The organism is Streptomyces sp. TLI_55 (assembly GCF_900206255.1).
GTDB classification, from domain to species: domain Bacteria; phylum Actinomycetota; class Actinomycetes; order Streptomycetales; family Streptomycetaceae; genus Streptomyces; species Streptomyces aquilus.
Genome location: NZ_OAOJ01000001.1, coordinates 3,849,634 through 3,864,819 on the forward strand (window position 1 = coordinate 3,849,634; position 15,186 = coordinate 3,864,819).

The 15,186-nt window shown below is 71.3% G+C and carries 11 protein-coding genes; 1 reads left to right on the plus strand and 10 read right to left on the minus strand.

The window, feature by feature from the left end; all coding sequences use genetic code 11:
- Positions 1 to 12 precede the first annotated feature (12 nt).
- Entirely contained in the window at positions 13 to 345 is a 333-nt protein-coding gene (locus tag CRP56_RS17710) for a hypothetical protein (protein ID WP_097265175.1), read from the plus strand.
- 121 nt (positions 346 to 466) lie between these two features.
- On the opposite strand, the gene CRP56_RS17715 is transcribed toward CRP56_RS17710, so the two are convergent.
- The 10 genes from CRP56_RS17715 to CRP56_RS17760 form a co-directional block, all read right to left on the minus strand.
- Positions 467 to 1,171, minus strand: a complete 705-nt coding sequence (locus tag CRP56_RS17715; RefSeq protein WP_097265177.1) for a helix-turn-helix transcriptional regulator — start codon at positions 1,169 to 1,171, stop codon at positions 467 to 469.
- Positions 1,172 to 1,406: 235 nt separating this feature from the next.
- Positions 1,407 to 3,236, minus strand: a complete 1,830-nt coding sequence (locus CRP56_RS17720) for an outer membrane protein assembly factor BamB family protein (RefSeq protein ID WP_097265179.1) — start codon at positions 3,234 to 3,236, stop codon at positions 1,407 to 1,409.
- Positions 3,237 to 3,293: 57 nt separating this feature from the next.
- Positions 3,294 to 5,120, minus strand: a complete 1,827-nt coding sequence (locus CRP56_RS17725) for an outer membrane protein assembly factor BamB family protein (RefSeq protein WP_097265182.1) — start codon at positions 5,118 to 5,120, stop codon at positions 3,294 to 3,296.
- Positions 5,121 to 5,354: 234 nt separating this feature from the next.
- On the minus strand, positions 5,355 to 7,157 hold the full coding sequence (locus CRP56_RS17730; RefSeq protein WP_097265184.1) for an ABC-F family ATP-binding cassette domain-containing protein: 1,803 nt from the start codon (positions 7,155 to 7,157) through the stop codon (positions 5,355 to 5,357).
- Positions 7,158 to 7,231: 74 nt separating this feature from the next.
- Positions 7,232 to 8,326, minus strand: coding sequence for a peptidoglycan recognition protein family protein (locus CRP56_RS17735; protein ID WP_257040810.1), 1,095 nt, complete (start codon positions 8,324 to 8,326; stop codon positions 7,232 to 7,234).
- 165 nt (positions 8,327 to 8,491) lie between these two features.
- Positions 8,492 to 10,411 (minus strand): sensor histidine kinase, encoded by a 1,920-nt coding sequence (locus tag CRP56_RS17740; protein ID WP_257040811.1) that lies wholly within the window; start codon positions 10,409 to 10,411, stop codon positions 8,492 to 8,494.
- Positions 10,412 to 10,633: 222 nt separating this feature from the next.
- Complete coding sequence (locus CRP56_RS17745; protein ID WP_097265188.1) at positions 10,634 to 11,413, minus strand: MHYT domain-containing protein; 780 nt, start codon at positions 11,411 to 11,413, stop codon at positions 10,634 to 10,636.
- Between the two features lie 261 nt (positions 11,414 to 11,674).
- Positions 11,675 to 12,577 carry a 4-(cytidine 5'-diphospho)-2-C-methyl-D-erythritol kinase gene (locus tag CRP56_RS17750; protein WP_097265190.1) on the minus strand — a complete coding sequence of 301 codons (903 nt, stop codon included), beginning with the start codon at positions 12,575 to 12,577 and terminating at the stop codon, positions 11,675 to 11,677.
- The gene (rsmA, locus tag CRP56_RS17755) at positions 12,574 to 13,569 is read right to left on the minus strand and encodes a 16S rRNA (adenine(1518)-N(6)/adenine(1519)-N(6))-dimethyltransferase RsmA (RefSeq protein ID WP_257040812.1); all 996 of its coding nucleotides are present in this window, start codon (positions 13,567 to 13,569) and stop codon (positions 12,574 to 12,576) included. Before rsmA ends, CRP56_RS17750 begins: the two co-directional genes overlap by 4 nt.
- Positions 13,570 to 13,665: 96 nt before the next feature.
- Positions 13,666 to 15,105, minus strand: a complete 1,440-nt coding sequence (locus tag CRP56_RS17760; RefSeq protein ID WP_097265193.1) for a resuscitation-promoting factor — start codon at positions 15,103 to 15,105, stop codon at positions 13,666 to 13,668.
- Positions 15,106 to 15,186: the final 81 nt, after the last annotated feature.

Sequence of the window (15,186 nt, forward strand, 5' to 3'; positions counted from 1 at the left end):
GATTGAGAGACCATGTCTGACCACCACGGATATTCCGACCAGGACGTCCAGCGGGAAGTCGCCGAGCTCCAGGCCAAGTCGGCCACCGCGGCCCGCATCTTCGACCTGCGCCGCATCATCGGCGGCCTGTTCGTGCTGTACGGCGTCATCGTCACGATCGCCGGCATCAACCCCTCCGACGCCACCCTCGACAAGGCCGAGGGCGTCAACATCAACCTGTGGACCGGGATCGGGATGCTGCTCCTCGGCATCTTCTTCCTGGCCTGGCTGAAGCTGCGGCCGACGCCGCCGGCCACGCCGAAGGTCACTCCGGAGGACGTGACGGGCGACGGGCCGACGGAGTAGCGCCGTTGGTCCATCGGTTGTTCGCCGACTGCGGGCGCGTGGGGGCTGGTCGCGCCCGCGCGGCGGAGCCGCAGATCGATACAGCCCCGCGCCCCTGGGCGGCGCCGGTCGGGGCCGGAGCTCACATGCCCGGCCCCTCCTCCCGCGTCGTCGTCTGCGGCACCGGGCCCGCCCGGTCCAGCAGACCCGTGCGCGCCGCCAGCGCCGCCGCCTCCAGTCTGGATCCCACCCCCAGCTTCATCAGCACCCGCTGCACATGGGTGCGAGCCGTGGACGGGGCGATGCCCATGCCCGCCGCGATCAGCCGGGTGTCCTCGCCGTCGGCGACCCGGACCAGGACCTCCACCTCCCGCGGCGTCAGCATCTGCAGCAGCCGCTGGCCCTCGTCGTCCGGTTGGGCCGCCGGGTTGAGCAGTTCACTGAAGGCCCCTTGCAGCAGCTGAGGTGCCACCGCCGCCTCGCCCGCCCGCGCCTTCATGATCGCCCGCTCGACGCCCTCGATGCGCTCGTCGTGCCGTACATAGCCCGAGGCGCCCGCGGCGAAGGCCGCCGCGATGCCGCGCGGGCTCGGCACCGGGCCCAGCACCAGCACCGCCACCTGCGGACGGTCCCGCTTGATCTTCACCACCGGGTCGAAAATGCCCGGTTCGGCCGGGGTCGCCGTGCCCAGCAGGCACACCTCCGGTGCCCGGGTGATCACCAGCTCCGCCGCCCCCGCGGCCGGTGCCGCCGCGGCGAGGACCCGATGCCCCCGCAGTTTCAACGCCGAGGCCAGCGCCTCGGCCAGCAGTCGGTGGTCGTCGACCACCATGAGCCGCACTCCCATCGAGCAACCCCCCAGTCCCCCCTCCGCACGGACAGGAGCCCCCGCCCGGCTCCCCCGCTCTTCATGACCCCGGAAGCTACACGCTTGTTCGACGTTGCGCTCCCCCTACTGGTGAGAAGTGCCCCGGATCGACGGAATTTCCATCATTCGAGATTGATGGGTGGTACGCGCACTGCCCCGTCCCTGAGCAGGGACGGGGCAGTCGGTGGAGGCGGTTGCGTGATCAGTTACGCGATCACTTGGCACCGAAGCCGATCGCCAGGTACTCCTTCTCACCCGTACTGCTGCCGAAATCGCTCGCGTAGACCTCCGACATGAACAGCCGGCCGTCGTGGTAGAGGTACTCCGCCGATTCGGGCGACATGCTCGTCTCCACGTCGCGCACGGCCTCCGTCGCCGGGTTCTCCAGGAGCTTGGTCTCCTTGAAGGTGCCGCCGTCGATGCTGACGATCTGGCCGCCCTTGTTGTACGGCGGGCGCTTGTAGGCGATCAGGTTGCCGCCGTCCATGCGCAGCGGGCTGATCGTGTAGTCGTCGCCCGCGTCTGCGCGCTGGCCGGTCTGCTTCCCCGTAGCCAGGTCGAAGGCGATGATCTCGTTGGTGCGGCTGTAGTCGCTGCCGGTGCCCTGGTGCGCCTCCGTCGGCACGTACAGCCGGTCGTTGCCGACGGCGATCTGGAAGCAGTACTCGGGCCGGTAGATGCCGTCGCACTTGGCGGCGTACTCGTCGCCCGGCAGGGAGATGTGGGTGCGCAGCTTGCCGGTCTTGTTGTCGATGGAGAAGACGTCGGAGATACCGCTGGCGCCGGTGTCCTCGCCGACCTCGGCGGCGACCACCAGCGGCTCCGTGGAGACGATGCTCGCGTACTCGATGCCCTGCGACATCTTGTACTCGGAGATCACCTTGCCGGACGCCGGGTCGATGGTCTGGATGTGCAGCTGACGCGCGTCGTAGTCACCGCACTTGCGGACCGCGACCAGCTTCGCGCCGCCGCCGTAGCCCGAGTCGAAGCAGGAGTCGGTCGGCTTCGGGGACCACAGGGACTTGCCGGTGGTGATGTCCCAGGCGGCGCCGCCGCTGCTGGAGCCGGTGGCGACGGTGTTCGCGCTGACGGTGACGTTGTCCCAGGGGATCAGCCGGTCACCGGCGTTGGCGGTCTTCGTCCACAGCTGCTTGCCCGCGTCGAGGTCGATCGCCGAGACCTGGCTGCAGCCGGCCGTCGGCTTCTCCTTGGTCGGCATCGCGGGCTCGTAGGCGATGGCCGTCAGATGCTTGTCGGTCATCGGGCGGCTGGCCGCGCACACCGGGCCGGGCAGCTTGATCGTCCACAGCTCGGTGCCCTTGTCGGGGTCGTAGCCGACGATCTCGGCGATGCCGCTCTTGGCGTACACCTTGTCGGTGAGCCAGGAGCCGTTGACCGTGATGGTGGTGTCGGCCTTGACCTCGGGCTGCGGGACCTGGAAGAGGACGGAGGCGGCGGTGTTCGCCGGGACCTTCTCCTCGCCCTTGCTGCTGGTGCCGCCCTTCTCGTCGCCGCCACCGCCGGTGCCGCCGCTGCTGTTCGCGGTGTCCTTCTTGCCGTCGTCGCCGGAGGAGTTGGCGTACCACAGACCGCCGCCGACGATCAGGGCGATCGCCACGACCGCCGCGACGATGATCGCCAGCTGCGAGTTGATCCTCCGTCCGCCAGCCGGCTGCCCGGCCTGCGGCTGGAGCGGCATGGTCGGCTGCTGATAGCCGTAACCGGGCTGCTGGCCATAGGGGTTCGGCTGCGGCTGGCCGTAACCACCGGGCTGCGGCTGGCCGTACGGGTTCGGCGCCTGGGTGGGCGGCTGACCGTACGGATTCGGCGCCGGGGGCTGCGGCTGGCCGTACGGCTGCTGCGGCTGCTGCGGCTGGCCCGGGTAGCCGTAGCCCTGGCCGGGCGGGGTCTGCGGCGGGCCCTGCGGGGGCGTCTGCGGAGCCTGCGGGTATCCGTAGCCGGGTTGCTGCGGCGGCTGGTCCTGGGGCGGGCCGAAGCCTCCCCCGGGCGGGGGCTGGTTCGGCGGGGGCGGCGGCTGGGTCATGGCGGAGTACCTCGGAAGAGCGGGGACGGAAGCGGACGGATCGAGCGGCGCGGAAGGCTACTTGCCGTAGGCGAGCATCAACTTCTCCTGCGCGTCGTCGTCGCCGCTCAGCCGGGTGGTCGAGAGGTAGAAGCGGCCGCCGGCCCAGTCGATGGCCTTGGAGAAGAAGCCGTTCTCGACGTCGGCCGCGGAAGCCGGGTTCTGGAGCAGCTTCACCGGCTTGTGGTCGGAGCCGGTCGTCGCGATGGACACGACCTGGCCGCCCCCGTCGTACGTCGGCTCGACGTACGCGATGAGCTTGCCGTTCTCGATCTTCAGCGGCAGCATCGTCTCGTCCGCGGGGGACTTCACGCGCCACTTCTCCTTGCCGTTGGCGAGGTTGACCGCGACGATCTCGTTCGCGCCGGTCGTCGCCTCGGTGGGCAGGTAGAGGGTGTTCGCGTCGGCGGCCGTGCCGGTGCAGCCGGTCAGGTCACGCGCGAAGATCGCCCAGTCGCAGGCGGGCTTGAAGTCCTCGTCGAAGGCGACCTGGGAGCGGAACTTGCCGCCGGAGGTGAACGTGGAGATGTTCCAGGCGTTCTTGTCCTCGTTGGTGCTGTAGATGACGAGCGGGTCGACGGAGTAGGCGCGCGCGACCCGCCAGCCCTTGTCGAACTTCTGGGTCCACCTGGCCTTCCCGGTCGTCGGGTCCAGTTCCTGCACCTCGTCGTGCTCGTTCTTCCCGGAGGCGTCGCAGGAGGAGACGGCGATCAGCTTGGGGCCGCCGGCGAAGGCGCTGGGGAAGCAGGCGTCGCCGTACTTCTCCTTGTCGAACAGCTTCTTGCCGTTGGTGACGTCGTAGGCGGTGCCGGACATCGAGCGGCCCACCATCAGGGTCTTGCCGGTGATGGTCAGCTCGATCTGGAGCGTGGAGTCGAACAGGTCGCCGTCGGCGACCTCCCCGGTCCAGCCCTTGGCGCCGGTGTCGAGGTCGACCTCCTGGAGCTTGTTGCACTTCGCGCGGTCGCTGCTGCCGTTCATGTAGGCGACGACGATCTTGTTCGCGGCGGTCTTCTGCGGGGTGACCGCGCAGATCTTCTGGTCGAAGGTGATCGGGTCCCAGGCGGGGTTGCCGTCGCCGACCTGGTAGCCGAAGAGCTGCTTGTACGCCGCCTTCACCGCGGTCTTGTCGGTGATCCACATGCCGGGGGCGTCGGCGCCGGAAGCGGGCGCGTCCGGCCCGGTCTTGTACCAGAGCACCTTCGACTCGCCCGGCTGGCGGCCCTCGTTGAGGTCCTTCTGGTCCTCGCCGCCGCCCCCGTCGCCGTCACCGGGGTTGACCGGGTCGTCGGAGGCGGAGGGCTTGGCGCTGTCGCTCTCCTGGGCGACCGGCTTCTTCGGGTCGTCGCCGCCGCTGCTGCCGACCGCCCACACCGTGCCGCCGACGACGAGCAGGCCCGCCACGGCGGCGGCGATGACGAGGGCCGGCCTGCCCTTGAAGGGGTTGCGGGAGCCGGAGTTGCCGGGCGGGGTGCCGGGGCCGCCGGGGTACTGCGGCTGGGGCGGGTAGCCGTAACCGGGCTGGGCGAAGGGGCCGGGCTGCTGGGGCTGTCCGTACGGACCGGGCTGGGCGTAGGGACCCGGCTGCTGAGGCTGACCGTAGGGGCCGGGCTGGGCGTAGGGGCCCGGCTGCTGCTGAGGCTGGCCGTACGGGCCGGACTGGTCGGCCTGTTGGGGATAGCCGTAACCGGGCTGGTCGGCCTTCTGGGGATAGCCGTAACCGGGCTGCGGCGGACCCTGCGGCGGAGGCGGCGTCTGCGGCGGGCCCGCGGGCGGCGGCGGTGCGCCGAAACCGCCCTGCGGCGGCGGGTCCTGCGGTGCTCCAAAACCGGGCGGCTGGGTCATCAGCGCGTTCCCCCTCGTTCACTGATTTTTAGCCACGCCCTGAGGTACGTAACGGCTCAGAGTCGTACTCAGACAGTTCTCAGACGGCTCTTTCTATCACTCGGGACTGACAGAAACCCGGGCCGATCACCCCCTGTACCGAAGGGAGGACCGGCCCGTGATGCCACTGTTATGCGCCTTCACGCCCTCTTCACGCGGCGCGCGCGCCGCACGCGGGCGCCGCCCTCGGGCGCCTCACGCGTCCTCGGCGAGTTCCAGCCAGCGCATCTCCAGCTCCTCGCGCTCGCCGGCCAAGTCGCGCAGCTGGCCGTCCAGTTCGGCCACCTTCGCGAAGTCCGTGGCGTTGTCGGCGATCTGGGCGTGCAGCTTGGTCTCCTTCTCGGAGAGCTTGTCGAGCTGCCGCTCGATCTTCTGGAGTTCCTTCTTGGCGGCGCGCTGGTCGGCCGCGCTCTTCTCGGGGACCGCCTTCTGGACGACCGGCGCGCTCGCGGCCGCGGCCTCCTCCATCTTGTGGCGGCGCTCGATGTACTCGTCGATGCCGCGCGGCAGCATCCGCAGGGTGGCGTCGCCGAGGAGGGCGAAGACGCGGTCGGTCGTGCGCTCGACGAAGAAGCGGTCGTGGGAGATGACGATCATCGAGCCGGGCCAGCCGTCGAGGAGGTCCTCCAGCTGGTTCAGGGTCTCGATGTCGAGGTCGTTGGTGGGCTCGTCGAGGAAGAGGACGTTGGGCTCGTCCATCAGCAGACGCAGGAGCTGGAGCCGTCGGCGCTCACCGCCGGACAGGTCCCCGACCGGCGTCCACTGCTTCTCCTTGGAGAAGCCGAACGTCTCGCACAGCTGCCCGGCGGTCATCTCGCGGCCCTTGCCGAGGTCGACGCGGTCGCGCACCTGCTGGACGGCCTCCAGGACCCGCAGGTTCGGGTCGAGCTCGGCGACCTCCTGGGAGAGGTAGGCCAGCTTGACCGTCTTGCCGACGACGACCCGGCCGCCGGCCGGCTGCGCCTCGCCCTCGGTGCGGGCGGCCTGGGCCATGGCCCGCAGCAGCGAGGTCTTGCCGGCGCCGTTGACGCCGACGAGGCCGATGCGGTCGCCGGGGCCGAGCTGCCAGGTGACGTGCTTGAGGAGGACCTTGGGTCCGGCCTGGACGGTGACGTCCTCGAGGTCGAAGACCGTCTTGCCGAGCCGCGAGGAGGCGAACTTCATCAGCTCGCTGGTGTCGCGCGGCGGCGGCACGTCCTTGATGAGCTCGTTGGCGGCCTCGACCCGGAAACGCGGCTTCGACGTACGGGCGGGGGCGCCGCGGCGCAGCCAGGCCAGCTCCTTGCGGACCAGGTTCTGCCGCTTGGTCTCCTCGGTGGCCGCGATGCGCTCGCGCTCGGCGCGGGCGAAGACGTAGTCGGAGTAGCCGCCCTCGTACTCGTAGACGTCACCGCGCTGCACGTCCCACATGCGGGTGCAGACCTGGTCGAGGAACCAGCGGTCGTGGGTGACGCAGACGAGCGCGGAGCGGCGCTCGCGCAGGTGCTGGGCGAGCCAGGAGATGCCCTCGACGTCGAGGTGGTTGGTGGGCTCGTCGAGGACGATCAGGTCCTGTTCCTCGATGAGCAGCTTGGCGAGCGCGATCCGGCGCCGTTCACCGCCGGAGAGCGGGCCGATGACGGTGTCGAGGCCCTGCGGGAAGCCGGGCAGGTCGAGCCCGCCGAACAGCCCGGTGAGCACGTCCCGGATCTTGGCGTTGCCGGCCCACTCGTGGTCGGCCATGTCCCGGATGACCTCGTGGCGGACGGTCGCGGTGGAGTCCAGGGAGTCGTGCTGGGTGAGGACGCCGAGGCGCAGTCCGCCGGAGTGCGTGACCCGGCCGGTGTCGGAGTCCTCCTGCTTGGCCAGCATCCGGATCAGAGTGGTCTTGCCGTCGCCGTTGCGGCCCACGACACCGATCCGATCGCCCTCGGAGACGCCGAGCGAGACACCGTCCAGCAGGGCACGGGTGCCGTACACCTTGCTGACGTTCTCGACATTGACCAGGTTGACGACCATTTCTCTCCTGACGAGGGGGATCGATCAGCCTCCCAGCCTAATGCGCGCCGTTCGGTGACCGATCCCCGTGCAGGTCAGCGGCTCGCGGCCGCCCTGACCTCGTCGAGGAGGTCGTACATCGTCTGTCCCGGGCAGTCGGTCTGCAGCCAGTCGCGGTGGCCGCTGACGGTGGTCGCGTCCTTGGTGACGCCGTTGACCGGGTTGGTGTACGTGATCCTCGCCTGCGGGTCGAGGCCCTTGAAGCGGGCGACGACCTTGATCAGGCGGGTCAGCGAGGCCTTCGCCGCGTCCGTCGGGCCCTGGTCGGTGAGGGTGCCCAGCAGTGCGATGCCGAGGTTGCCGGAGTTGTAGCCGGCGGTGTGGAAGGCGGTGACGACGTTGCCGTCCGGGTCGAAGGCGGGCACGCCGTCGTCGCCGGAGTAGCGGCCCTCGTAGACGACTCCGGCCTCGTCGATCAGGAAGTGGTAGCCGATGTCGCCCCAGTCGAGGGTGACCGCGTGGTACTCGTAGATCGCCCGGACGGTCGCCGCCGGGTCGGCGTCACCGTTCGGGGTGTCCGTGTGGTGGACGGTGATCGCCTGCAACGGGTAGTACTTCTCAGGCGAGTTGACCACGCCGTCCTTGTACCGCTTCGACTCGTCCGCGCCCCACGCCGGCCGCGAGAGGTAGCGCACGCCGCGCACGCGGGTGGGCTCCGAGGGCACCTGCACGGTCCGCTGCGGGCCGTCGGTGGTGTCGATCGCGACCGAGCGCACGCCGGTCGTGCCGTCCGCCGCCTTCACCTCGTACGACGTGACGTCGCCGGCCGCGACCAGTGCCGTACCGCCGTCGTCGACGGTCGCGCAGCCGCCGCTCAGCGTCGTCCAGGCGCCGTCCGCGAGGCGCAGCGCGGCGTCCTCGCGGTCGCCGGCCCAGCGGACGCCGACGTAGGAGGCGGCGAAGGCGACGGTGGCCGTGCCGGCGCCGGTGGTGGCGTCCGAGCGGGTCGCCGGGAACTTCTCGGGCGTCGTACCGGCCTCGGCCGTGCCGGAGTCGGCGTCGGAACCGGCCGCGAAGACCACCGGGGTCAGGGCGGCCCCGGCGGCGACGGCTCCGGCGGCGCCGATCACGCCGCGGCGGGACAGGGAGCGCTTGCGGCGGTGGGAGGGGGTGGGGGGTTGTTCGGACACGGTCGTGCCTTGCCTTCCAAGGGGGGTCACTCGACAGCGCGCCGGGCGGCGTTCGGCTTGCCGGACGCCAGTGGCGTTCGAAGTGTCAAGTGACCCTAGAGGCCCTTGGTTTCCCTCACGTACCGCTTTCGCGGTACGCGATGTGGAGATAGCGCGAAGACACGGTCACGCCCCGGTGCCGCCGAAGCCCGGCCACTGCTGCTGGATGAGCGCCGCCGCCGGCGCCAGTCCGCGTCCGCCGGCGGCCAGTTCGCCGACCGGCATGTCGTCCCGCATCAGCGCCTCCGGAATGAGGACCGCGGCCGTGACGCCGCCGCTCGGCGAGGAACGCAGCTCCACCCGCAGCCCCTGCCGCTCGCGCAGCCGGTTGACCACGAAAAGGCCGATCTGCTTGGCGTCGAGGAGGTCGACCTTCTCGGACTCGATCTTGCGGTTGGCGTCGGCGAGGGCCTCCTCGTTCATGCCGAAGCCGCTGTCCTCGACCTCGATGAGCACACCGTCGCGCATCCGGGCCGCGCGCAGCTGCACCTTGGTGCTGGGCGGGGAGAACGCGGCGGCGTTCTCGACGAGTTCGGCGAGCAGGTGGATGACGTCGGCGACCGAGCCGCCGAGCACGGACATCTTCGGCACGGCCCAGATCTGCACGCGCGGCGTGTTCTCGATCTCGGCGACGGCGGCGCGCAGCACGTCCACCAGCGGGATCGGGTCCCGCCAGCCGCGGCCGGGGGCGATGCCGGACAGGATCAGCAGGGACTCGGAGTGGCGGCGCATGCGGGTCGCCAGGTAGTCGACGCGGTGGAGGTCCTGGAGGTCCTGCGGGTCCTGTCTGCGGCGCTGCATGCCGTCCAGCAGGTCCAGTTGGCGGTGGAGGAGGACCTGGCTGCGGCGGGCGAGGCTGACGTAGACGCCGGAGATGCCGCTGAGGAGTTCGGCGCGCTCGGAGGCCGCCTTGAGCGCGGCCCGCTGCACGGCGGTCAACGCGGTTCCCACCTGGGCGAGTTCGTCACCGACGAGGCGCCGCAGGGGGGCTTCGGCGTCGATGTCGACGCCTTGTCCGGCGTGCAACTTCCGCATGGCCTGCGGCAGTCGGCGGCCGGCCACCTCCAGGGCGTCGTTGCGCAGGTCGAGCAGCTCGACGATGAGCCCGCGCCCGACGAGCACGGACACGAGCAGCGACAACAGCACACCGACGAGACCGAGCACCACGGCGACGCCGGAGGCGCCGAGGGTGTCCCAGCCGAACGGGTCGGCGTGGGCGGTGGCGCCCGTACCGGCGTCGGTCTCGGCGGCCGTCAGGTCCTTCAGCGTCGCGGCGACGTCCGTGTCCCAGCCGCGCAGCAGCCCCGACGCCACCGCCGCGGTCCCCGGTCCGGCGCTCTGCACCCGGTTCTCCACGGCCTGGAGCCCGGCGTACGTGTCGCCGTCCAGGATCACCTTGTATGCCGCCCGGTGCTCGGCCTTGAGGTCGGCGACCGCCGGCTCGAGCAGCTGGCGCCGGGTGGCGACCGCGCCGACGAACTGCGTGTACGGCTGCCCGGTCAGCGTCCGGGCCGCCCGCGCCGCCCCGAGCAGCGCCTGCTCCTGGGCCAGCGCCTCGCGCGCGCGGGCGAGTTCGAGCACCACGCGCGCGTCGGACGCGGCATCGATGCTCTGGTCGCCGGTGAGGCCGCCCGCGACCGCGAAGGCGTCCTCGACGATCGCGGAGTACCCGGCGTACGCCACCGAGGACTTGGCGCCCTTGGCGGTCGCCTCGGTGCGCAGCCGCGCGAGCCCGCCGGCCGCCTGCTTCAGCTTCTCGATGCGCCGGGGAAGGCCCGCGTCGAGCAGCGCGGCGTCCGAACTGGAGGTGTTGATGCCGTCCCGCATCGCGGAGGCGGCCCGGTCGGTGGCCTGCCGGACATCGGCGGGCAGCACCCGACGCCCCATGACGGCGGTCCGCTCGGCCTGCAACGCGGTGACGAACTCATCGACGGGGGTGAGCAGTTCGGCGTTGACGTCCTTGGCCCGCTCGGCGTCACCGATGCTGGACGCGGTCGTCACGGCGGCGAATCCCCACAGCGCCATGAGGGACACGATGGGCAGCATGAGCAGGGAGACGATCTTGGCTCGGACGGATCGGGGTCGTAGTCGACCGGTGGTACTACGGAGAACGCGCATGAGAGTGCCTCGATTTGGTGGTTCAGATGCGTACAACGCCCCCAAGGGGCGCGGGGCTGTGCCGATTTGCGGCTCCGCCGCGTGGGCGCGACAAGCCACACCGGACCCGCACACGCCACACCACATGGCGCGGCAGATCAGCAGGCGCACCTACGCAGTGGCCAGCTCAACCTCACGAAGAATCTCCGCGGCAACAGCCGACTCATGCCGCTTCCCGGTCGGCGACAACGCGACGTACGCAGCGGCGAGAAAAAGAAACGACCCCAGCACCACGGCCAGCGGAAAGATGAACTCGGTCGGCGTTGCGCCGGCCAACCCCGCGCTGCTGGGCGAGAGTTGAATGCTCACGGCGAACATCGCGGTGTAGTGCATGCTGCTCACGGCAAGTCCCATGACCAGCGCGGCAAGAGCGGCCAGCACACCGCCACGCACAATCAGCGTGAGCGTCAGCGCCGCGGTCGCCGCGACGACCGCGATCACGACGGACGCGATGACGAGCGCGGGGTCGTAGTCGACCTGGCCGTGCAGATTGAGCGCGGCCATGCCGGTGTAGTGCATCGCGGCCACCCCCACTCCCGTGCCGAGACCGCCGAACGCCACCGAGGCGACACGGGACTTGCCGTACCCGGCCGTGAAGACGCCGGCCGCGACCACGCCGATGGACATCAGCAGGCTGAGGACGGTGAGCGGGATGTCGTAGCGGATCGGCGTGCCCTCGACGCTGAAGCCGAGCATCGCGATGAAGTGCATCGTCCAGATGCCCGAGCCGATGGCGACGGAGGCGAGCGTCAGCCAGTTCCGTTTCGAGGCGCCGTCCGCTTCGAGCGCTCTGACGGTGCAGCGGAGTCCGAGCGCCGAGCCGACGCACGCCATGACATAGGAAAGGACGGGGGTGACCCAGCCGGCACTGAAGTGATCCATGTGGCCCATGGGAGATTTCCTCTCGCCCGTGGCGCGGACTGGGGGCGCCGCGCACACGAAGTACCACCGGTAGGGGGGACCGGAGTTGGCCGAATCATGTCAGTCGTATTCAACGGCCAGAGGGTGCGAAAAAGGGCCATGGAGCGCATTCTTGAACATTGAAATAATGTGGCGTACCTAACACCTGGCCTGCATGTTTATGCAGTCAACCACGAGACGGTGAAGGGTCTGAGGAGGTTAGGGGGATCGCCGGGAGGCTTTGACCGGAGGTCAGTTTTCGGACACCACGGTCGCGCCCGGCGCGGGTCCCGACGCCACCCGCACAGAACGGCACGTACCGGACGTGCGCAGCGCCCCGGCCACCTTCGCCGCGGACCGCGGATCGCGCGCGAGGAACGCCGTCGTCGGCCCCGACCCCGACACCAGCGCGGCGAGCGCACCGGCGGTGCGGCCCGCGGCGAGCGTGTCGGCGAGCTCCGGGAAGAGGGAAAGGGCCGCGGGCTGGAGGTCGTTGGAGACGGCGGCGGCGAGCGCGTCGGAATCGCCCGCGGCGAGCGCGTCGAGCAGCGGCTCGGAGGCGACGGGCTCGGGCACGTCCGCGTGCTCCGTGAGCCGGTCGAACTCCCGGAACACCGCCGGGGTGGACAGCCCGCGCTCGGCCATCGCGAACACCCAGTGGAAGGTCCCGCCGACGTCGAGCGCCGTCAGCTTCTCCCCCCGCCCGGTCCCGAGCGCCGCCCCGCCGACCAGGCTGAACGGCACGTCGCTGCCCAACTCGGCGCAGATGTCGAGGAGTTCCTCACGGGAGGCGTGCGTGCCCCACAGCGCGTCGCAGGCGAGCAGCGCACCGGCGCCGTCCGCGCTCCCGCCCGCCATGCCGCCGGCGACCGGGATGTCCTTGGCGATGTGGAGGTGCACGGCGGGCTCGATGCCGCGGCGCTCGGCGAGGATCAGCGCGGCCCGCGCGGCGAGGTTCGTCCGGTCGAGGGGGACGAGGGCGGCGTCCGGGCCCTCGCAGGTGACGCTCAGCTCCTCGGCGGGCGTGACCGTGACCTCGTCGTACAGCCCGACGGCGAGGAAGACGTTGGCGAGGTCGTGGAACCCGTCGGGACGCGCGGCCCCGACGGCGAGCTGGACGTTGACCTTGGCGGGAACACGGACGGTGACACTCACTGCTGACCGGACTCCTCGTTGTCCTCGGCACGGTTTTCCGCGCCCCCGACTCGGCTCTCCGCGTCCTCGACACGGTTCTCCGCGTCCGCGACACGGCTCTCCGCGCCCTCGACACGGTTTTCCGGGTCCGCGACTCGGTTTTCCGCGATCCGCGCGAACTCCTCCACCGTCAGCGACTCCCCGCGTGCCTGCGGCGAGACTCCGGCGGCGACGAGGGTGGCCTCGGCAGCCGCCGCGGACCCCGCCCAGCCGGCCAGCGCGGCCCGCAGGGTCTTGCGGCGCTGCGCGAACGCGGCGTCCACGACGGCGAAGACCTCACGCTTGGAGGCGCTGGTCTTGATCGGCTCGGCCCGCCGCACCAGCGAAACGAGCCCGCTGTCGACGTTGGGCGCGGGCCAGAAGACGTTGCGTCCGATGGAGCCGGCCCGCTTGACCTCGGCGTACCAGTTGGCCTTCACGGACGGCACCCCGTAGACCCGGGAGCCGGGTCCGGCGGCGAGCCGGTCGGCGACCTCGGCCTGCACCATCACGAGGGTGCGCTCGATGCTCGGAAAGGTGTCGAGCATGTGCAGCAGCACGGGCACGGCGACGTTGTACGGCAGGTTCGCGACCAGCGCGGTCGGGGGCGGCCCCGGCAGTTCCTCGACGTGCATCGCGTCGGAGTGCACCAGCGCGAACCGCTCGGCCCGCTGCGGCATGCGCGCGGCGATGGTGGCGGGCAGGGCGGACGCCAGCACGTCGTCGATCTCGACCGCCGTGACGCGCTCGGCGACCTCAAGCAGCGCGAGCGTGAGCGACCCGAGCCCCGGCCCGACCTCGACGACCACGTCGTCCGGCCGTACGCCGGCGGTGCGGACGATCCGGCGGACCGTGTTCGCGTCGATGACGAAGTTCTGTCCGCGCTGCTTGGTCGGCCGCACGCCGAGGACAGCCGCGAGCTCACGGATGTCGGCGGGGCCGAGGAGGGCGTCGGGGGTGGGGCTGCTGGTCACGGGACAAGGGTACGGGGGCGGCTGCGCCGGTCCCGACACCGCTCGGCCGCGCACCGCGACCGCCGGCCACGCATCCGCCACCCCGCACCGCGACCGTCAGCCGTGCAGCCGCCGCCCGCAGTGCGGCCAGGGGCTCGCTCCCCGCCGTACGTACAGCTTCTTCGCCCGGAACGTCTGCTCCGCCGCCGGGGCGTCCTGGGGGCGGCCGCTGCCGCCGAGGCTCTGCCAGGTGCGGGTGTCGAACTGGTACAGCCCGCCGTACGTCCCCGAGGGGTCCACCGCGCTCGGCCGGCCCCCGGACTCGCACGCCGCGAGGCCCTGCCAGTTCAGCCCGTCCGCCCCCTGCACGGACGTCGGCAGCGGCTTGGTCCCCACCTTCACCACCTGCGCCCGCGGCTCGCGCACCACCTCGGTCCTGATCCGCCGCGGCTTCTGCCTGACGCCGTTGACGGTGCGCAGGGAGTACGTGACCTGCCGCACCCCTTCCCGTCCGGCCTGCTCGACGACCTCCGTGCCCTTGAACAGCGAGGCGTCCTCACGGCGCTCGACCCGGAACGGGATCGTCTCCTCGCGGACCTCCTTGGTGCCGGTGATCCGCAGCACGGTCACCGTCTGCCCGTCACGCGGGAAGCTCCCCGGCGCCACCGACGTGGTGTCCTGCCCGCGCAGCGTGATGCCGGCCTCCTCGATCACCTCCCGCACGGTCGCCGCGTTGGTGCGCACGGTCCGGGACCGCCCGTCGGCCATGACGGTGACCGCGCGCTCGGTGCGCACGTCCAGCGCGAGCCCCTCGCGCCCGATGCGCTGGGAGCGCGCGGCCGACAGATACGCGCCCTCCGCGCGCACCCCGAACTGTTTGAGCGCCCCTTCCACCGTGTGCGCCGTCGTCCACACCTCGCGCCGCTGCCCGTCGATCGTGAGCCGGAGGGGGCGCCCGTAGTGCACGGCGATCTCGTCGCCGCTGCTGAGCGCCGTCCCGGGGGCGGGCGCGACCACGTCGTGCGCCCCCACGTCGACGCCTTCCTCGGCGAGCAGTTCGGTCACGTCGTCCGCGAAGGTGTGCAGGGTGCGCGGCTTGCCGTCGACGTTCAGCTCGATCGCCTTGTCCTTGGCGACGAACGCGGTGGTCCCGCCCGCGAGGAACGCGACGACCAGCGCCTGCGGCAGCAGCCGGCGCATGGTGCTGTCCGCGCGCTCGGCGCCCCGCATCTTCCGCCGGCGCGCGGCCCGTCTACTCGCTCCGGCGCGCGGGGCGGGCTCGGGCGCCGCCGCGGGCGCGGGTGCGCCGGGCAGGTCGTAGGCGGGCCGGTACGTGTCCTCGTACGCGACAGGCACCGCGCCCTCGTACACGACCGGCACCGTGTCGTCGTAAGCGACCGGCACCGTGTCGTCGTAAGCGACCGGCACCGTGTCGTCGTACGCCACCGGCATCGGCGGCGTCGGCGCCGTCTGCACGCCGTACGCCAGCGTCTCCGCGCTGTGCGGGTCGTAGGCCGCGCCGTACGGCTCGTACGTCTGGTACTGGGAGTTGCTCACGCCGACACGCTCCAGGGTCCAGAGAGACCCAGAACCTAGCGGAGCGGCCGTCACTCTCCAAAGCGACGCGAGTACTCAGCG

Coding starts and splice junctions, on each gene's coding strand:
- CRP56_RS17715 (WP_097265177.1), bottom strand. CDS start 1,171: ATGGGAGTGCGGCTCATGGTGGTCGACGACCACCGACTGCTGGCCGAG.
- CRP56_RS17745 (WP_097265188.1), bottom strand. CDS start 11,413: ATGGGCCACATGGATCACTTCAGTGCCGGCTGGGTCACCCCCGTCCTT.
- CRP56_RS17725 (WP_097265182.1), bottom strand. CDS start 5,120: ATGACCCAGCCGCCCGGTTTTGGAGCACCGCAGGACCCGCCGCCGCAG.
- CRP56_RS17740 (WP_257040811.1), bottom strand. CDS start 10,411: ATGCTGCCCATCGTGTCCCTCATGGCGCTGTGGGGATTCGCCGCCGTG.
- CRP56_RS17720 (WP_097265179.1), bottom strand. CDS start 3,236: ATGACCCAGCCGCCGCCCCCGCCGAACCAGCCCCCGCCCGGGGGAGGC.
- CRP56_RS17730 (WP_097265184.1), bottom strand. CDS start 7,157: ATGGTCGTCAACCTGGTCAATGTCGAGAACGTCAGCAAGGTGTACGGC.
- CRP56_RS17710 (WP_097265175.1), top strand. CDS start 13: ATGTCTGACCACCACGGATATTCCGACCAGGACGTCCAGCGGGAAGTC.